The following is a 13,445-nucleotide window of genomic DNA, read 5'->3' on the forward strand; positions in this document are numbered from 1 at the left end:
TAGGTCGGAAGGCCAGAAAGAAAAGCACATTGAATAGAAAAGGCCGGAAGTTCACTGAAATGAACTTCCGGCCTTTTTGATTCTAAGATTAATTCAAACAATTAATCGTAGATCGTTGGGATCGGTTGACGCTTGTGCTGTGTTGCTTTGTAGATGCCTACTAAGCGGTCTGACACGTCTTGAGGGACTTCTTTACCTTCAAGGAAATCATCGATTTGGTCGTAAGAAAGGTTCAATGCTGCTTCGTCGGCTTTCTGTGGATCAAGCTCTTCTAGGTCGGCAGTAGGCACTTTCTTAACCAATAGCTCTGGCGCACCTAGCGTTGCTGCAAGTTCACGAACTTGACGCTTGTTCAGGCCAAACAAAGGCGCTAAATCACATGCACCGTCACCGTGTTTGGTGTAGAAGCCAGTGATGTTTTCTGCTGAGTGGTCAGTACCAATCACAAGACCACCAACGTAACCCGCAATTTCGTATTGCGCGATCATGCGAGCGCGAGCTTTCACATTACCTTTAACAAAGTCGATTTTTGCTGAGTCTGTTGGTAGTAAACCTGTACCTTCAAGTGCAACGTGAGATGCTGCGTGAAGCCCATCAACACCCGCTTTGATGTTTACAGAAACAGATTGAGAAGGCTGGATGAAAGAGAGAGCAAGTTGTGCTTCATCTTCATCTTTTTGTTCGCCGTAAGGTAGGCGAACCGCAATGAATTGGTAGTCGTTGCTGCCAGAGTTTTCATTCAGGCTATCCACGGCCATCTGTGCCAAGCGGCCACAGGTCGTTGAGTCTACACCGCCACTGATACCAAGGATCAGAGACTTGCAGCCTGACTGCTGAAGTTTCGTTTTAATAAAGTCCACACGACGAGTCACTTCGAAGTGAGGGTCAATTGAAGGTAGTACGCGCATTTCGTCACGAATTAACTGTTCCATTCGTATTCCTTTCCTGCAAGCAAATTAAAAATCTAGTGTTATCATACCTAAATCATCCGATTTAAAAACCTCTTTGCACAAGCTTAGAAAGAGAAGGCAGTAATAAACAATGGAAAAAATAGCCATTTTCGGTAGTGCGTTTAATCCACCGAGCTTAGGGCACAAAAGTGTGATTGATTCGTTGGCTCACTTTGACAAAATTCTACTCGTTCCAAGTATTGCCCATGCTTGGGGAAAAGAGATGCTAGACTTTGATATGAGATGTCAGTTAGTTAACGCATTTATTAGCGATCTTTCACTGGATCAAGTGGAGCTTTCTTTGATCGAAAAGAGCCTATTTACCCCAGGTGAAAGCGTCACGACTTATGCAGTGCTCAGTGAACTTCAAAAGTTACATCGTGACGCTGAACTGACGTTTGTTATTGGCCCAGATAACTTCTTTAAGTTCTCATCTTTCTATAAATCAGATGAGATTACCGAGCAGTGGTCTGTAATGGCTTGCCCTGAAAAAGTGAAAATTCGCAGCACAGACATACGTAATGCACTGATAAGTGGAAGCGATGTTGCAAAATTGAGTACTAAGTCAGTTACAAAGATGTTGCAAGATAGTGGACTGTATCAGATAATGTGAGTTCACTAATCAAGAGGTCAGAGGACTATGCTAAAGAGCGCGATACCAGCGACGTTGATCATGGCAGCATGCAGTATGCCTGCTTATGCTGAATGTGATTTTTTTAGCTTAGATTCGATCATGCTGACTTCTGATGAAGATGACAATTGTCTAGATTTCTCGACCAGCATTGAGTCTTTTGGCCAACGTATGATGGAAATCAGTGGGCTGAGCGATGATGAACCGGAAAGCACACCGGACTATTGGTCTGACTGGGTTCTTCAAACCAAAGACTCGCCATTGCTGACACAAAGCATTGAGTCAAACTATGTTGGCTTGGGTATGTGGTTTCCAGAAGACCTTGAAGATGAGGAGTATGATATGTCGACTGAAGAGTGGTTGATGAATCATGGTCTTCAACTCAGCATCGGTTTTGGCGAGAAAGTCGAAGGGCAGCCGCGTATGCGCTTTGATTATCGTTGGCACGACTCACGTGACGCCGACCTAATGATGCAGGTTGAGTTGCCATTTTAGACAGGCAGATACACAGATAGATTGCTATCTACGTCTAAATAGTAAGAATTAAAAAAGCCGCAAAAACTCAGTTTTTGCGGCTTTTTAGTATCTGGCTTGCGAGTTTTAATACCAGCACTCACTTTCCGGCAAGCTATAAATCTTCACCAAAAACAAGCATACACAGTTGCTCGAACTCTTCTTCTTTACCTGAGAACAGATCATCAATCACAAGTGAACGTTTTTGACCTGACTGCATGCGCTTCTTCGCTTCTCGCATCACCATCACCAGAGTGTGCTCTTGTGGCAGGTTTGAATCATCAATGTTCCATTGATTGAATCGCTGAGAAAGAGCACTTTCACAAAGCAGTGGTTTAAACGACAACACTTCTTGCTTCAATACAGAAAGCATATCTTTAAACGCTTGTTCCGTATTATTGGCATTGGAAGCGCGAGCTTTGGTTTGTTCTAGCTTTTCTAGTAGTGCCGAAGAGAGGTTCGTTTGCGTGATGTAACCCGCTTGTCTTGGGAATGAATCCGTCAAACGAACAGAAAAATCGACACGGTTAACCTGAGTGTTTGGAAAGTAGGTCAGTGACGTTAGGCAGTCGTATGGAATCCAGACGCTTTGTCCTGGTTCAACGGCATACTCTTGTTTGCCTAACTTAATCAAAACCAAGCCACTTTGAACCGATACAAGGCTATGTTTAAGTACTTTCTTGCGTGGTGTGATCACCAAGTGTGAAAAGTAAGCCGATGTATATTCAATAGCGAAGTTCATAGATAGTACCTTAATTTTGGGGCGTCAAGATTACCGTTAATCTTAAAGAATGCCAACAATAACAGGGGATTTTCAATGTTTCTGGTCTGACCTTGTCAAAAGTATGGGCTCTGTAGCTGCGAGAAGTCAAAACAACGCGTAGAATGAGCCAGCTTTTTATTATATGAATTAAAAAATGACCTCTCCAACCGATCCATATGTTGATATTCGCCCTTACGGCGATGATGAAATTCCAGCGGCACTAAACCGTCTTATTAATGATGAAGAATTTATCAGTGCAATCTTGCACTACCGTTTTTCAAACCATGCGTCTTGGTTCAAAGCATTAATGAGCCCGATTTTGCGTGTGTACTTAAAAATGAAATGGAGCAAGCTGACTAGCGTTGAATCCATTCAGATTGAAGTGAAAAAGTACTTACGCGACACGTTAGCGAAAACCACTAGCGGTGTGACGTACACTGGTATCGAGTCACTGGATGCGAACCAAGCTTATCTGTTTGTATCAAACCATCGTGACATTGCTATGGATCCTGCGTTGGTAAATTACGCTCTGCATCAAAATAATCATCAGACTTGTCGTATCGCTATCGGAGACAACCTGTTGAAAAAGCCATGTGCGACTGAATTGATGCGTTTAAATAAGAGCTTCATCGTAAAGCGTTCTTTGAAAGGACCGCGTGAGATGATGAAAGCGCTAGGGCAGTTGTCTTCTTACATTAAGCACTCTCTAGAAACGGGCAACTCAATCTGGATCGCTCAAAAGGAAGGTCGTGCGAAAGACGGTAACGATTTTACTGAGCCAGCAATTTTGAAAATGTTCCACGTTGAAGGACGTAAGCAAAAAATTGCTTTCCCTGAATACGTGAAGTCATTGAAGATTGTTCCTGTGGCTATTTCTTACGAGAACGACCCATGTGACACGGCTAAAGCGATAGAGCTTTTCGAAAAAGACGTAAACGGCAGTTACGAAAAGGGTGAGTTTGAAGATATCGAAAGTATCATTCAAGGCATCATCGGTAATAAAGGACGCGTTCACGTTGGCTTCGGTCAGGTTATCGACCAAGATTTTGATACGCCTGAAGCGCTTGCTGAAGAGATCGATCGTCAGATCCACGATAACTACAAACTGTTCCCAGTAAACTTGCTGGCAGCAGAAAAAGAAGATGAGTCGATTACAGCGGCCGTTAAACAAGAGTTTGAAGCTAAACTGTCGAGCCTGCCACAAGGTGCGCGTCAGTACTTGATCGATAGCTACGCCAACCCAGTGAAGAACATTGGTTAACGAGCGTTAGTTAGCTTGCTAGTTGATTAGCAACTTGATTGAATTGAAAAAGGAGCCTTGGGCTCCTTTTTTGTTTCTGAATCACCATTTGTTGCTGCGATCGAGCATTAACGTATTAGAGCATTAGAGCATTAGAGCATTAGAGCAATAGCTTGAATTAGCGAGCGACTGCGCCACCGAGCTCTAGATTGGTTGGCCATGTGGTTACAGTGTTACCGCCCAGATAGATGTTGCCTTTGACTGTCATGGTCTCGGGGAATGTTGTAATCCCAGAACCGCCTATATAAAGGTCGCCGTCAATCACGATCCCGTTGGGTAACTCGGTTAAAGGAGTGCGGATCACGCTCAGATCGCCTTTTACTCTAAAGCCATTCGGTAGCCTTTCCAGTGGAGTGTCGGTGAGGTTGATAAAGCCGCCCACTCTTACACCTCTTGGCCAGCTGGTGATTTGGCTGCCAATCAAGTCGACGTAACCTTTTATCTTAACCCCGCTCGGGACTCGAGCGAGTTGGCTGTTAGAGCCTTTAAGGCTGCCGTTCACTTCTAACCCTTTGGGTAGGCGTGTGATCGCAGTATTCTCTATATTGAGATTACCATCTACCACCAAGCCAGTTGGAAGTGATGTATAAGGCTTATTTCGTAGATATAAGTTTCCGTAATTATCGAGATGGTTCAATATTTGATAGTGATCGAGTGGTTCAGCACTGACATTTGTTATGGTTAAGGAACCAATAATAAGTGCAATTATTCTGAGCATAACAGGCTTCTTATTACGATAGACGCTTACACTATAATGGAAAAATTAATCTCGCATAGTGTTTTACCCATTTGGCGGTAGATTAACGAGGAATGGAGCAAAGATGATAGGTAAATTAATGATTAGAGTAAATATACGAATTATTAAGGTCTTTCTGATAGCCGCTTCAGTGTTTGGCTCAATGTCTGCGAGTGCCAACAAAGTAATTTCAACGCCCGGTAAAGCTGCGGTGGTGGTGACACAAGGCGGTCAACAGCAACGAGTTTGTTATTACGATGACAAGGCTTATAGCATTGGGGCAGTGTTAGAGGTGGGGGGCGTAGTGATTCAGTGCGCTGCAGAAAACGATTTTGAGCAAAATGGGTCACTGGCTTGGGTTCAATTAAAAAAAGACGAGTAATTCACTCGTCTTTTAATAAGCATATAAATGCTTATGTTAACGCGCTAGAGAGCGAGTCTTAAGTTCAAAAATAATCTTCTCAGCGCTAACTTCAAATTTAAAGCGAGCGTGCAACTCTGTGCTTTCTTCAGTCATCTCTGATGCTTCGAACTCAACGTTGCTAGACACTTGTTTAGCAAGTTCAACATACTTAGCAAACTCAGCTTCAATCAGTGCTTTTGAGTTTCCGTAAACCGTTACTTCAGCAACATCGTCGCCTTCTTTAATGATGAACCCGATTTCGCCTGCACAGCCGCAAGCCTCACATACATCGTTGTTACCAATATCTTGGCTCATAAATAATCCTCTTACAAAGTCTGAGGTTATTCTAACGAGCAATTTGAACTGTATCTACAAAAATTAAAACCTTTGAACTAATTTATACTGGTATGCTATGTTGTTTGTTAAGGTGTTTGATGAATATCTATATTCGCGCCGCCAAATATGTATGTGATTTACCTCACGTTTTGTTGAAAAGGAATGTTATTAATATGTCAGAATATCATTCACTTAGTTGCGCCAGAAATGATTTTATAAGACTATCTATCGCTTGATAAGTATTTATACAATGAATTTTTCGTTGGGTATTTCATATTCTAAGTAGTTATTTAAACTTATCGACTTAGGATTGTAAGGTGATTTTCGAAGAATAATTAGACAAAGTGTCCAAAGAGGCATCACTGTAAAATTGTTCGTACATAGTATTTGTGTGAATTTAGTTATAAATACTTGCGAAAAAATACCTTGCTCACATAATGCTGATAACGATTTTCATTCTGACTTCATTTGATTGAGTTAGATGGATTTACAAAGAGAAGAGCCTGAATATGCCAAAGCGTAGTAAAGAAGATACAGAAATCACGATCCAGAAAATCATGGATGCCGTTGTAGACCAGCTACTAAGATTGGGTTACGACAAGATGTCATACACGACGTTGAGTCAACAAACGGGTGTTTCTCGTACAGGTATAAGTCATCACTTTCCAAAGAAAACGGATTTTACTGCTGCTCTAGACGGTCGTATTTTCAAGATGTTCGTGGAACACATTGACTTCGAAAATGGCCTTGACGCATTTTCAGCTAGCTGGGTTGCAGCACTTGAAGACGCTGAGTTCCTAGCAATCTTACGTTTACTTTTCCATCATATCGTTACTGCTGAGAGCGCGCATGAGTTCGCTGCAAACGGTATTGATCGTCTATACAAGCTGACTGAAACTCAGTTTGGCGATACTAGCGGTAAAGAACTAGAGTGGCTGATTGGTAAATCATTGATTCGTATGAGCCAATAATCAGCACTCAATAAAAGAAGCTCCTGCGGGGGCTTTTTTTGTGCCTGCCGTTTCACTTCTTGTGCGTTTTTCTCTCAATCCCACACCGATGTTGCTGTTTGCTGAATGATGTTATTTCTTTTCTTTTTATATGCTTACGCCCGCGGCTTGTTTTTCTCTTCAGTGTTAAAAGCTAAGTAACCCTAACAAGTAGAGTTCATTTCTAGAGCCTCAAATGCTCAAGGTGAGTCGTTTTGGTGCTTGCTGCTGTGGTTATTAATAAAATTGAGTTTAAGCTGAGAGAGTGGCTGTGAGCCAATAAAAAGCCCCGAACAAATCGAGGCTTAGGATTACGTCATTGTTATCAAGAACGAATACTCAAAACGAGTCGCTCCTTAATCGGACTTATTGTGCGGGGTGAACCTGAGGGAAGCTCATAGTTGGGTGTTTTTCTACGATACTTTTGTAACCATACACATCTTCTATCATCGAAGGTTTCAGTGCATCCCAAGGCTTGCCATCACACACCAAATTGCCATCTTTCAATACCACCAATCGATCGGAATACTGCGCGGCTAAGTTGAGATCATGCAAAACCACGATAACCGCGGCATTGTGGTTATCGGCTAATTCTCTCGCAATCTTTAAGGTGTTGTGCTGGTGGGCAAGATCCAGTGCAGAGGTTGGTTCATCAAGCATCAAAATACATTGGTCACCAGAGTGGTGAAGCTGAGTTAACACTCGAGCCAAGTGCACTCGCTGCTTTTCACCGCCTGATAGCGAAGGATAAAGTCTTTCACTCAGGTGAGTCACATCAGCAACATCCATTTTTTGGCTAGCAATGCTAGTTAGTTTTTTGTTGGATTCTTGCAGAGGAATCCCACCAAGCTCGACAACTTCATGTGCCAAGAATGGGAAGGTCAAGGTGCTGTGTTGAGGAAGCATAGCAAGGTGCTTAGCTAACTTGTGAGAAGGCCACTTGTCTTTGCTGTGTCCAAAATACTGGATATCGCCGTTGCTTGATATCTCTTGGCATAAAGCTTTAAGCAGCGTGCTTTTACCTGCGCCATTTGGTCCAAGCAGTGTAGTTACCTTTCCCGCTTCAATCTCAATAGAAACGCCATCTAATATCACTTTACTGCCGAACTTCACTTCGATATCGGTCGCTTTTAAAGCTGAAGGAAACATTAAAGGATTCTCCCTTTCTGTTGAAATAGTAGATATAAGAAGAATGGGGCACCGATAATCGCAGTGACAATACCTACAGGTAGCTCTGCCGGAGCAAGTACCACACGTGAGAACATGTCTGCGGCGGTTAGCAGCAGTGCGCCTAGTACCGCTGATAGTGGCAACAGAACTCGGTGGTCAGGGCCTGCCAACATGCGACCTAAATGTGGGATAACCAATCCAATAAAACCAATCATGCCAGACAGGCTAACTGTGATACCAACGCCCGCAGCCGTCAGTAGAATCAGCTTTCGTTTCAGCTTTTGAACTGGGATACCAAGGTGTTGCGCTTCTGACTCGCCCAGTAATAGAGCATTTAGAGACATCGCTTGGCGGTAGAAAACAACAAACAAGCCAACGAGCGTGACAGCTGCCAGCAAAATTCCTGACCACTTAGCGCCCGCCAATGAACCCATTGACCACAACGAAAGATCACGCAGCATTTGGTCATCAGCAATGAAATTCAAGAAGCCAATACCTGCGCCAGAGAGCGCACTGATCGCCACGCCCGCTAACAACATGATGGTGACAGAGGTGCCGAATTTACCTGTACCCAGCTTATACACCAGCAGCGTGGTTAAAGCGCCGCCAAGAAAAGCGAACACAGGAACCGCAGCAAAGTTCATGAAAGCAGGGTATTGAAGCGATAGCTCAGAGAACAAAACGATAGCCAGTGCAGCACCTAATGCTGCGCCCGCAGACACACCTATGATGCCAGGTTCTGCAAGTGGGTTTCGAAACAAACCCTGCATCACTGCACCACACAAGGCGAGGATCGCACCAATCAGCATGCACAAGATGGTTCTAGGTAAGCGGATCTCTTGAATCACTAAGTTGATGTGAGGTGCTAAGTCATTGTTTGGTTTAATTAAGCTTGTGGCGCTGTCCGCTAAGCTAATGTTCATTGGCCCAACAGTGATCGAGTACAGCGCGACAAAAGCTAGGGTTGCACCTAGAGCTAACATCGACGTTTTCAGTGGGACGGAGCGTAACAACATAAAGGGCCTCAATATCTATCGCTAACTTCGACCTCCTTCAACAACAGCGTGAGTCAGTTGGTGAGGGAAGCGAATTAGCGATAGCAGAAATAGGGTGGTTGAGTTATAGCGGGTAGATAAGTGCGTTTAGACGCTTTGCTTCAGAGAGGCTTTCTAGGCCAAGCCCGCCAACCAAAGCACTGCCATTTACGGTAATGATTTGCTTGTTCATACCTGCAGGCGTTGCCGCTAGCATAGGCAGTGATTTCAGGATGGCATCTGCGCCGCCCATTTTTTGATAACTACGGCCGCTTACTAAAATGACATCAGGTTGCATCTCAACGAGTGATTCCATTGAAAGTGGCTTGTAAGACGTTAAGCTCTGAGCGGCAGGGTTGATACCGCCAGCTAACTCGATGATTGCGTTTGGTGATGTTTCACCGCCAGCAACGTTGGCAGGGCGACCTTCATGCAGCAACAGGAATAGAACTTTCTTCGCTTCGTTGCTTGGTACTTGGTTCGCTTTCAGTGCTGCGATCTTTTGATTCACATCGGTTTTCACTTGCTGCGAGTGGTCTTCGGTATGGGTGATCTTTGCGATTTGGTCGATACGCTTTAATAGCCCTTCCACGTTTGCTTCAGTGTTAACAATCTCTACATCGACGCCTGCCGATTTTAATTGAGAGATAGCGTTGTCTGGTCCCATTTCATCCGAGCCAATCAATGTGGTTGGCTCTAGGGCGAGTAGACCTTCAGCAGACAGGTTTCGGTGATAACCAATCTTTGGCAGGTTTTCTCCTTGAGGGAAGTGGCTGGTCACATCAATCGCGACTAACTGCTCTTCGGCACCTAATGCCAAAACCAATTCAGTAACGGCACTACCAGCACTGATGATTCGAGGTTGTTCAGCGTCGTTGGCCATTGCGGGTGCGCTAAGTGCCAGGCTGATTGCAGCTAATGAAAGAAGAGGTGTCTTGGTCTTTAATTTATTGAGCACGTTTAAGTTGTTCATAATAAGTTCTTTATATTTTCTTTTTGTATCGCGAAGATACTCAGTGAGCAGTCCGTTCGCATTGTGAGTTCGAATCGATAGAGAGGCTTAGTCTGCTTGTTTAGTTTTATCAACCAGAAGCCAAACCTCGTGAAAATTGAGTGTCGCTCTATCCATCGTCCGTGAGCAATTGAGTCGCTGGTATTCCGTTTTCTTGAAGGAATGAAAGCAACTTCACTAGGTTCTCCACGTTAGCGGCTTTATCTGCGCCAATGATGATCGGTTTTTTATCCGTTGAACCAGTCTCTTCTAACAGCGCAATCTTGAAGTTTTCCCAGTCGATGTATTCTTGGCCGTTAATTGCCCAGTAGGGTTCGCGGTCTAAAATATTGACGCTAATTGAATCCTTGTGGACTTCAGAAACGTTTTTAACATCCGAGCTTGGCAGCTCAACTTCTAGCGATTCCAGCTTTACCGATGCCGTAAGCAATAGAAAAACCATCACGATAAAAATGATGTCGAGCAGCGGTGTTAAGTCTGGCGCTAGGCTCTGTGTGTGAGATGAGTGGGGCGTTTTAATCATGCTTGACTCACATCACCGATAGAGGTTTTGTTGATAGGCTTACCTTGAGTATCATCAGACTGATTGGTTTGAATCGACATGCCTTCTAGCCACACATTCACATAGTTCAATGTATGCTCCAATTGAGCCAGCACTCGATCGGCCCATAGCCCTAGTAGCTGAGCACCAGAAATAGCAGGAAGCGCAATCATCAAACCTGCTGCTGTGGTTCGCATTGCTAATCCAAGACCGTCTGCCAAATCATTAGGCGTGATGCTGCCTGTTGTCGCGGCAACGCCTTTAAACATCTCAATAAGACCAAGTACCGTACCAAGCAAGCCGATGAGTGGGCTGATCACGCCGATCAAACCAAGCAGTCTTAAACCTGCATGAAGCTGGTGGCGTTTTTCTTGTAGCCAGATCCCAGCGGCATCTTCACGTAACCCTTTTGAGAAAGAGTGGTGAGCAAGCAACATTGACACGCCCTTGTACAAGAGCGGGCGTTTACCTGAAATCGACTGAGCAAGCGCTTCAATCTCTTTGCTGTTGGTTGGTGAGGTTTGGTTTAACTCGCGACGAATGGCACGTTTGCCCACACCAATGCTGAGCATGACTTGGAAGACACGTTCAGCGATGATCATTGCTGTTAATGCTGAGCAGATAAGAAGAGGCCAAGTCATTAAGCCAAGTTGATCTTGTAAGTAACTGATTTGTTGCATGATTAATCCAACCTAAAACGAACAGGTATTTGTACTCGGTGAGCAATCGCTCGCCCATTGACAGTGTGAGGTGAGAATTTCCATTGTTTAATGGCATCTAATGCGGCGTTATCGAGCATTAGCGCGCCTGATGAATTTACTAATGCTTGTTTAATTTGTTTGCCTTCAGCGTCTAGCCAGATCTCATAAGTCGCGACACCTTCAACGCCACGACGTCTTGCTTGGCGAGGGTAATTCGGTGGGGTAGGACGCGCAGAGAACGAAGGCTTAGTGACTAAAACCGGCTCTTGGTTTGATACGCCTTGGTTTACTTCCTGAGACTGGTTGGCAGATTCGTCCATATTCTTATCGACTTTCTTGTCGGCCAGTTTCTCTGGTTGAGTGGCTGGCTCTGGGCGTTCTTTCTTCACCACCTTTTTCTCAGTCACTGGTTTCTTTTGAACAGGCTTTTTCTCGACAGCCTTCTTTTCAATCACTTTTTTCTCAACTTTCTTTGGTTGAGGTTTATTGGTGATCGCTTTTTTCTTTGGGGTTGGCTTAGTTTGCTTTGGCTCAACCGTTTTTGGTTCGGCTTGTGAGACGGTTTCTTTTATTGGCTCAGGTTTAACTGGCTCTGTGATTGTTTTTTGCTGAGCTTGTGAAGGAACGCTCTTAGGAGTGAAGTTGATCGATACCGTGTTCGATTGGCTACCTGCAGGCATCGCAAATACTTTGGATTCTTGAGCGACAAACAACAACGCGGCATGAATCACTAACGATGCACCGCCTGCAATAACATATCTAGGAACGTTCACAATCAATCCTTTACCAAATCAAAATTCTGTATCGGATTATTGCTTAGAATCTAAATAAGATCAATTATCAATTGCATTATCATTTGCGTGTATTTATGATTCTCTCAGTTTTTAGCGAATAGTCTTCCAGACTTTGCTATGTAAGTGTTTAGAGAGATTATATGAGTCTTAATATTTATAAATTTGACGAATCAATCTTGGGCGTTTCTAGCCCTGATCCGCTTCGTTTTGCGTTTGCGAAAAAGCATTCTGCACACGCCGGAGGAAGTTCAATTCCGGTCGACCCCAGTAAGAAGTTAGAACTCTTTGACGAACTGATGCTGAGTGAAGGGAAAAAACAGGATACGCGTTGCTTGTATATCCACATTCCTTTCTGTCGTGTGCGTTGTACGTTCTGCAATTTCTTCCAAAATGCCGCAAGCCGTAAATTAGTGGATGAGTATTTCGATGCACTGATGGTCGAGCTAAAGCAGAAAGCCAAAACACCTTGGGCTCAGTCTGGACTATTTCACGCCGTCTATATTGGTGGCGGAACTCCCACCGATTTGTCGTCTCAACAAGTTGAGCAGCTGGGTAAAGCGATTCGTCAATATTTCCCACTAGCAAACGATGTTGAGATGACATTGGAAGGGCGCATCAATCGATTTGGTGACGAGATGTTTGATCGTGCGCTTGAAGGTGGCTTCAATCGTTTCTCATTCGGTATTCAAAGTTTCAATACTCAAGTTCGACGCAGTGCTAAGCGCCTAGATGACCGAGAGGTTGTGCTAGAACGTATCAGTTCACTAAGCCGCACCGAGCAAGCGCCAATCGTTCTTGATCTGTTATACGGATTACCACACCAATCTATGGAAGTGTTCCAACAAGATTTAGAAGACTACATGTCTACTGGTGCACACGGCATTGACCTCTACCAACTGATTGTTGCGGGCAATGCACCTATGCTTAATCTTGTTGAGAAAGGAAAAATCCCACCGCCTGCGAATACGCCAGACAAGGCGAGCATGTATTTGGCGGGTGTGGAGTTCATGGCAAAAAATAAGGTTAAGCAACTCAGCGTAAACCACTGGACTCGTGATAACCGCGAACGCAGCATTTACAACAGCTTAGCGAAGACTTATGCCGAAGTTCTACCCATTGGTTGTGGCGCTGGTGGCAACATCGGTGGCCATGGTGTGATGCAGCATCGAACTTTAGACAGCTACATGGAGTCTATAAAGCAAGGTCAATTACCTATCGCCATGATGACTAAGCAAAGCTCATTAGAGCCTATCTTCTCAACATTAAAGGCAGGTTTCGATTCTGGTGTTGTTAGAAGAAGTACGCTACCGAGCTTTATGGGACAAGACACGTTCGACTACCTTAAGCCTTTGTTCGCGCATTGGGAAAAGAACGGTTTGGTTGAGCTTTCGGAAGATTATCTGAGCCTGACTATTGCTGGCAGTTTTTGGGCGGTAAGCCTAGCGCAGAGTGTGATTCAAGTGCTTAACGCTGAATACCAAGCTATGCACCCAGCGCCTAAAACGTCAGGTTCGGGCGTACACCCGCATGCAAGTTTAAAGCACGCCTAATATCGAATTTTTAGTTTATAAC

16 protein-coding genes are annotated in these 13,445 nt (G+C 44.2%); 6 read left to right on the plus strand and 10 right to left on the minus strand.

Annotated elements, in window-relative coordinates:
* Nucleotides 1-101 precede the first annotated feature (101 nt).
* Complete coding sequence (gene nadE, locus AB4493_RS05690; protein WP_017062768.1) at nt 102-932, minus strand: ammonia-dependent NAD(+) synthetase; 831 nt, start codon at nt 930-932, stop codon at nt 102-104.
* A gap of 109 nt (nt 933-1,041) precedes the next feature.
* On the opposite strand from nadE, the gene AB4493_RS05695 reads away from it, so the two are divergent.
* Together AB4493_RS05695 and AB4493_RS05700 are read left to right on the plus strand one after the other, a co-directional pair.
* Complete coding sequence (locus AB4493_RS05695) at nt 1,042-1,563, plus strand: nicotinate-nicotinamide nucleotide adenylyltransferase (RefSeq protein WP_017067959.1); 522 nt, start codon at nt 1,042-1,044, stop codon at nt 1,561-1,563.
* Nucleotides 1,564-1,590: 27 nt separating this feature from the next.
* Nucleotides 1,591-2,076: a hypothetical protein gene (locus tag AB4493_RS05700; protein WP_372154653.1), complete on the plus strand. Its 486-nt coding sequence runs from the start codon at nt 1,591-1,593 to the stop codon at nt 2,074-2,076.
* 133 nt (nt 2,077-2,209) lie between these two features.
* Here the strand turns inward: AB4493_RS05700 and AB4493_RS05705 are convergent, their stop codons facing one another.
* Nucleotides 2,210-2,836, minus strand: a complete 627-nt coding sequence (locus AB4493_RS05705) for a hypothetical protein (RefSeq protein ID WP_017064307.1) — start codon at nt 2,834-2,836, stop codon at nt 2,210-2,212.
* Nucleotides 2,837-3,011: 175 nt separating this feature from the next.
* On the opposite strand from AB4493_RS05705, the gene AB4493_RS05710 reads away from it, so the two are divergent.
* The gene (locus AB4493_RS05710) at nt 3,012-4,118 is read left to right on the plus strand and encodes a 1-acyl-sn-glycerol-3-phosphate acyltransferase (RefSeq protein ID WP_137001459.1); all 1,107 of its coding nucleotides are present in this window, start codon (nt 3,012-3,014) and stop codon (nt 4,116-4,118) included.
* Nucleotides 4,119-4,275: 157 nt separating this feature from the next.
* Here the strand turns inward: AB4493_RS05710 and AB4493_RS05715 are convergent, their stop codons facing one another.
* Nucleotides 4,276-4,875 (minus strand): hypothetical protein, encoded by a 600-nt coding sequence (locus AB4493_RS05715; RefSeq protein WP_048614727.1) that lies wholly within the window; start codon nt 4,873-4,875, stop codon nt 4,276-4,278.
* A 103-nt stretch (nt 4,876-4,978) separates the two neighbouring features.
* Between AB4493_RS05715 and AB4493_RS05720 the strand changes: the two genes are divergently transcribed.
* Nucleotides 4,979-5,275, plus strand: coding sequence for a YnjH family protein (locus AB4493_RS05720; protein ID WP_017067955.1), 297 nt, complete (start codon nt 4,979-4,981; stop codon nt 5,273-5,275).
* A gap of 36 nt (nt 5,276-5,311) precedes the next feature.
* Here the strand turns inward: AB4493_RS05720 and AB4493_RS05725 are convergent, their stop codons facing one another.
* Complete coding sequence (locus AB4493_RS05725) at nt 5,312-5,611, minus strand: YfcZ/YiiS family protein (RefSeq protein ID WP_017062761.1); 300 nt, start codon at nt 5,609-5,611, stop codon at nt 5,312-5,314.
* A gap of 530 nt (nt 5,612-6,141) precedes the next feature.
* On the opposite strand from AB4493_RS05725, the gene AB4493_RS05730 reads away from it, so the two are divergent.
* A complete protein-coding gene (locus tag AB4493_RS05730; RefSeq protein WP_017062760.1) occupies nt 6,142-6,603 on the plus strand; it encodes a TetR/AcrR family transcriptional regulator in 462 nt (153 codons plus the stop codon).
* A gap of 384 nt (nt 6,604-6,987) precedes the next feature.
* Here AB4493_RS05730 and AB4493_RS05735 read toward each other — a convergent pair whose 3' ends face one another.
* The 6 genes from AB4493_RS05735 to AB4493_RS05760 form a co-directional block, all read right to left on the minus strand.
* Nucleotides 6,988-7,770, minus strand: coding sequence for a heme ABC transporter ATP-binding protein (locus AB4493_RS05735; protein WP_050620596.1), 783 nt, complete (start codon nt 7,768-7,770; stop codon nt 6,988-6,990).
* On the minus strand, nt 7,770-8,807 hold the full coding sequence (locus AB4493_RS05740) for an iron ABC transporter permease (protein ID WP_017064312.1): 1,038 nt from the start codon (nt 8,805-8,807) through the stop codon (nt 7,770-7,772). Before AB4493_RS05740 ends, AB4493_RS05735 begins: the two co-directional genes overlap by 1 nt.
* 103 nt (nt 8,808-8,910) lie before the next feature.
* On the minus strand, nt 8,911-9,798 hold the full coding sequence (locus AB4493_RS05745; protein ID WP_017062757.1) for a hemin ABC transporter substrate-binding protein: 888 nt from the start codon (nt 9,796-9,798) through the stop codon (nt 8,911-8,913).
* Between the two features lie 148 nt (nt 9,799-9,946).
* Entirely contained in the window at nt 9,947-10,360 is a 414-nt protein-coding gene (locus AB4493_RS05750) for a biopolymer transporter ExbD (RefSeq protein ID WP_017062756.1), read from the minus strand.
* Nucleotides 10,357-11,058: a MotA/TolQ/ExbB proton channel family protein gene (locus AB4493_RS05755; RefSeq protein ID WP_065583702.1), complete on the minus strand. Its 702-nt coding sequence runs from the start codon at nt 11,056-11,058 to the stop codon at nt 10,357-10,359. Before AB4493_RS05755 ends, AB4493_RS05750 begins: the two co-directional genes overlap by 4 nt.
* A 2-nt stretch (nt 11,059-11,060) precedes the next feature.
* Nucleotides 11,061-11,852: an energy transducer TonB gene (locus tag AB4493_RS05760; RefSeq protein ID WP_372154654.1), complete on the minus strand. Its 792-nt coding sequence runs from the start codon at nt 11,850-11,852 to the stop codon at nt 11,061-11,063.
* Between the two features lie 161 nt (nt 11,853-12,013).
* On the opposite strand from AB4493_RS05760, the gene hutW reads away from it, so the two are divergent.
* Nucleotides 12,014-13,423 (plus strand): heme anaerobic degradation radical SAM methyltransferase ChuW/HutW, encoded by a 1,410-nt coding sequence (gene hutW, locus AB4493_RS05765; protein WP_372154655.1) that lies wholly within the window; start codon nt 12,014-12,016, stop codon nt 13,421-13,423.
* The last annotated feature ends 22 nt before the right edge of the window (nt 13,424-13,445 follow it).

The sequence above is a fragment of the Vibrio sp. 10N.222.55.A1 genome (assembly GCF_041473835.1).
Taxonomy (GTDB): Bacteria; Pseudomonadota; Gammaproteobacteria; order Enterobacterales; family Vibrionaceae; genus Vibrio; species Vibrio crassostreae_C.

Excerpts from the sequence above, each read along its gene's own strand:
- hutW (WP_372154655.1), top strand. The coding sequence starts at position 12,014 with ATGAGTCTTAATATTTATAAATTTGACGAATCAATCTTGGGCGTTTCT.
- AB4493_RS05710 (WP_137001459.1), top strand. The coding sequence starts at position 3,012 with ATGACCTCTCCAACCGATCCATATGTTGATATTCGCCCTTACGGCGAT.
- AB4493_RS05740 (WP_017064312.1), bottom strand. The coding sequence starts at position 8,807 with ATGTTGTTACGCTCCGTCCCACTGAAAACGTCGATGTTAGCTCTAGGT.
- AB4493_RS05700 (WP_372154653.1), top strand. The coding sequence starts at position 1,591 with ATGCTAAAGAGCGCGATACCAGCGACGTTGATCATGGCAGCATGCAGT.
- AB4493_RS05745 (WP_017062757.1), bottom strand. The coding sequence starts at position 9,798 with ATGAACAACTTAAACGTGCTCAATAAATTAAAGACCAAGACACCTCTT.
- AB4493_RS05720 (WP_017067955.1), top strand. The coding sequence starts at position 4,979 with ATGATAGGTAAATTAATGATTAGAGTAAATATACGAATTATTAAGGTC.
- AB4493_RS05705 (WP_017064307.1), bottom strand. The coding sequence starts at position 2,836 with ATGAACTTCGCTATTGAATATACATCGGCTTACTTTTCACACTTGGTG.
- AB4493_RS05730 (WP_017062760.1), top strand. The coding sequence starts at position 6,142 with ATGCCAAAGCGTAGTAAAGAAGATACAGAAATCACGATCCAGAAAATC.
- nadE (WP_017062768.1), bottom strand. The coding sequence starts at position 932 with ATGGAACAGTTAATTCGTGACGAAATGCGCGTACTACCTTCAATTGAC.
- AB4493_RS05755 (WP_065583702.1), bottom strand. The coding sequence starts at position 11,058 with ATGCAACAAATCAGTTACTTACAAGATCAACTTGGCTTAATGACTTGG.
- AB4493_RS05725 (WP_017062761.1), bottom strand. The coding sequence starts at position 5,611 with ATGAGCCAAGATATTGGTAACAACGATGTATGTGAGGCTTGCGGCTGT.
- AB4493_RS05735 (WP_050620596.1), bottom strand. The coding sequence starts at position 7,770 with ATGTTTCCTTCAGCTTTAAAAGCGACCGATATCGAAGTGAAGTTCGGC.
- AB4493_RS05695 (WP_017067959.1), top strand. The coding sequence starts at position 1,042 with ATGGAAAAAATAGCCATTTTCGGTAGTGCGTTTAATCCACCGAGCTTA.
- AB4493_RS05715 (WP_048614727.1), bottom strand. The coding sequence starts at position 4,875 with ATGCTCAGAATAATTGCACTTATTATTGGTTCCTTAACCATAACAAAT.
- AB4493_RS05750 (WP_017062756.1), bottom strand. The coding sequence starts at position 10,360 with ATGATTAAAACGCCCCACTCATCTCACACACAGAGCCTAGCGCCAGAC.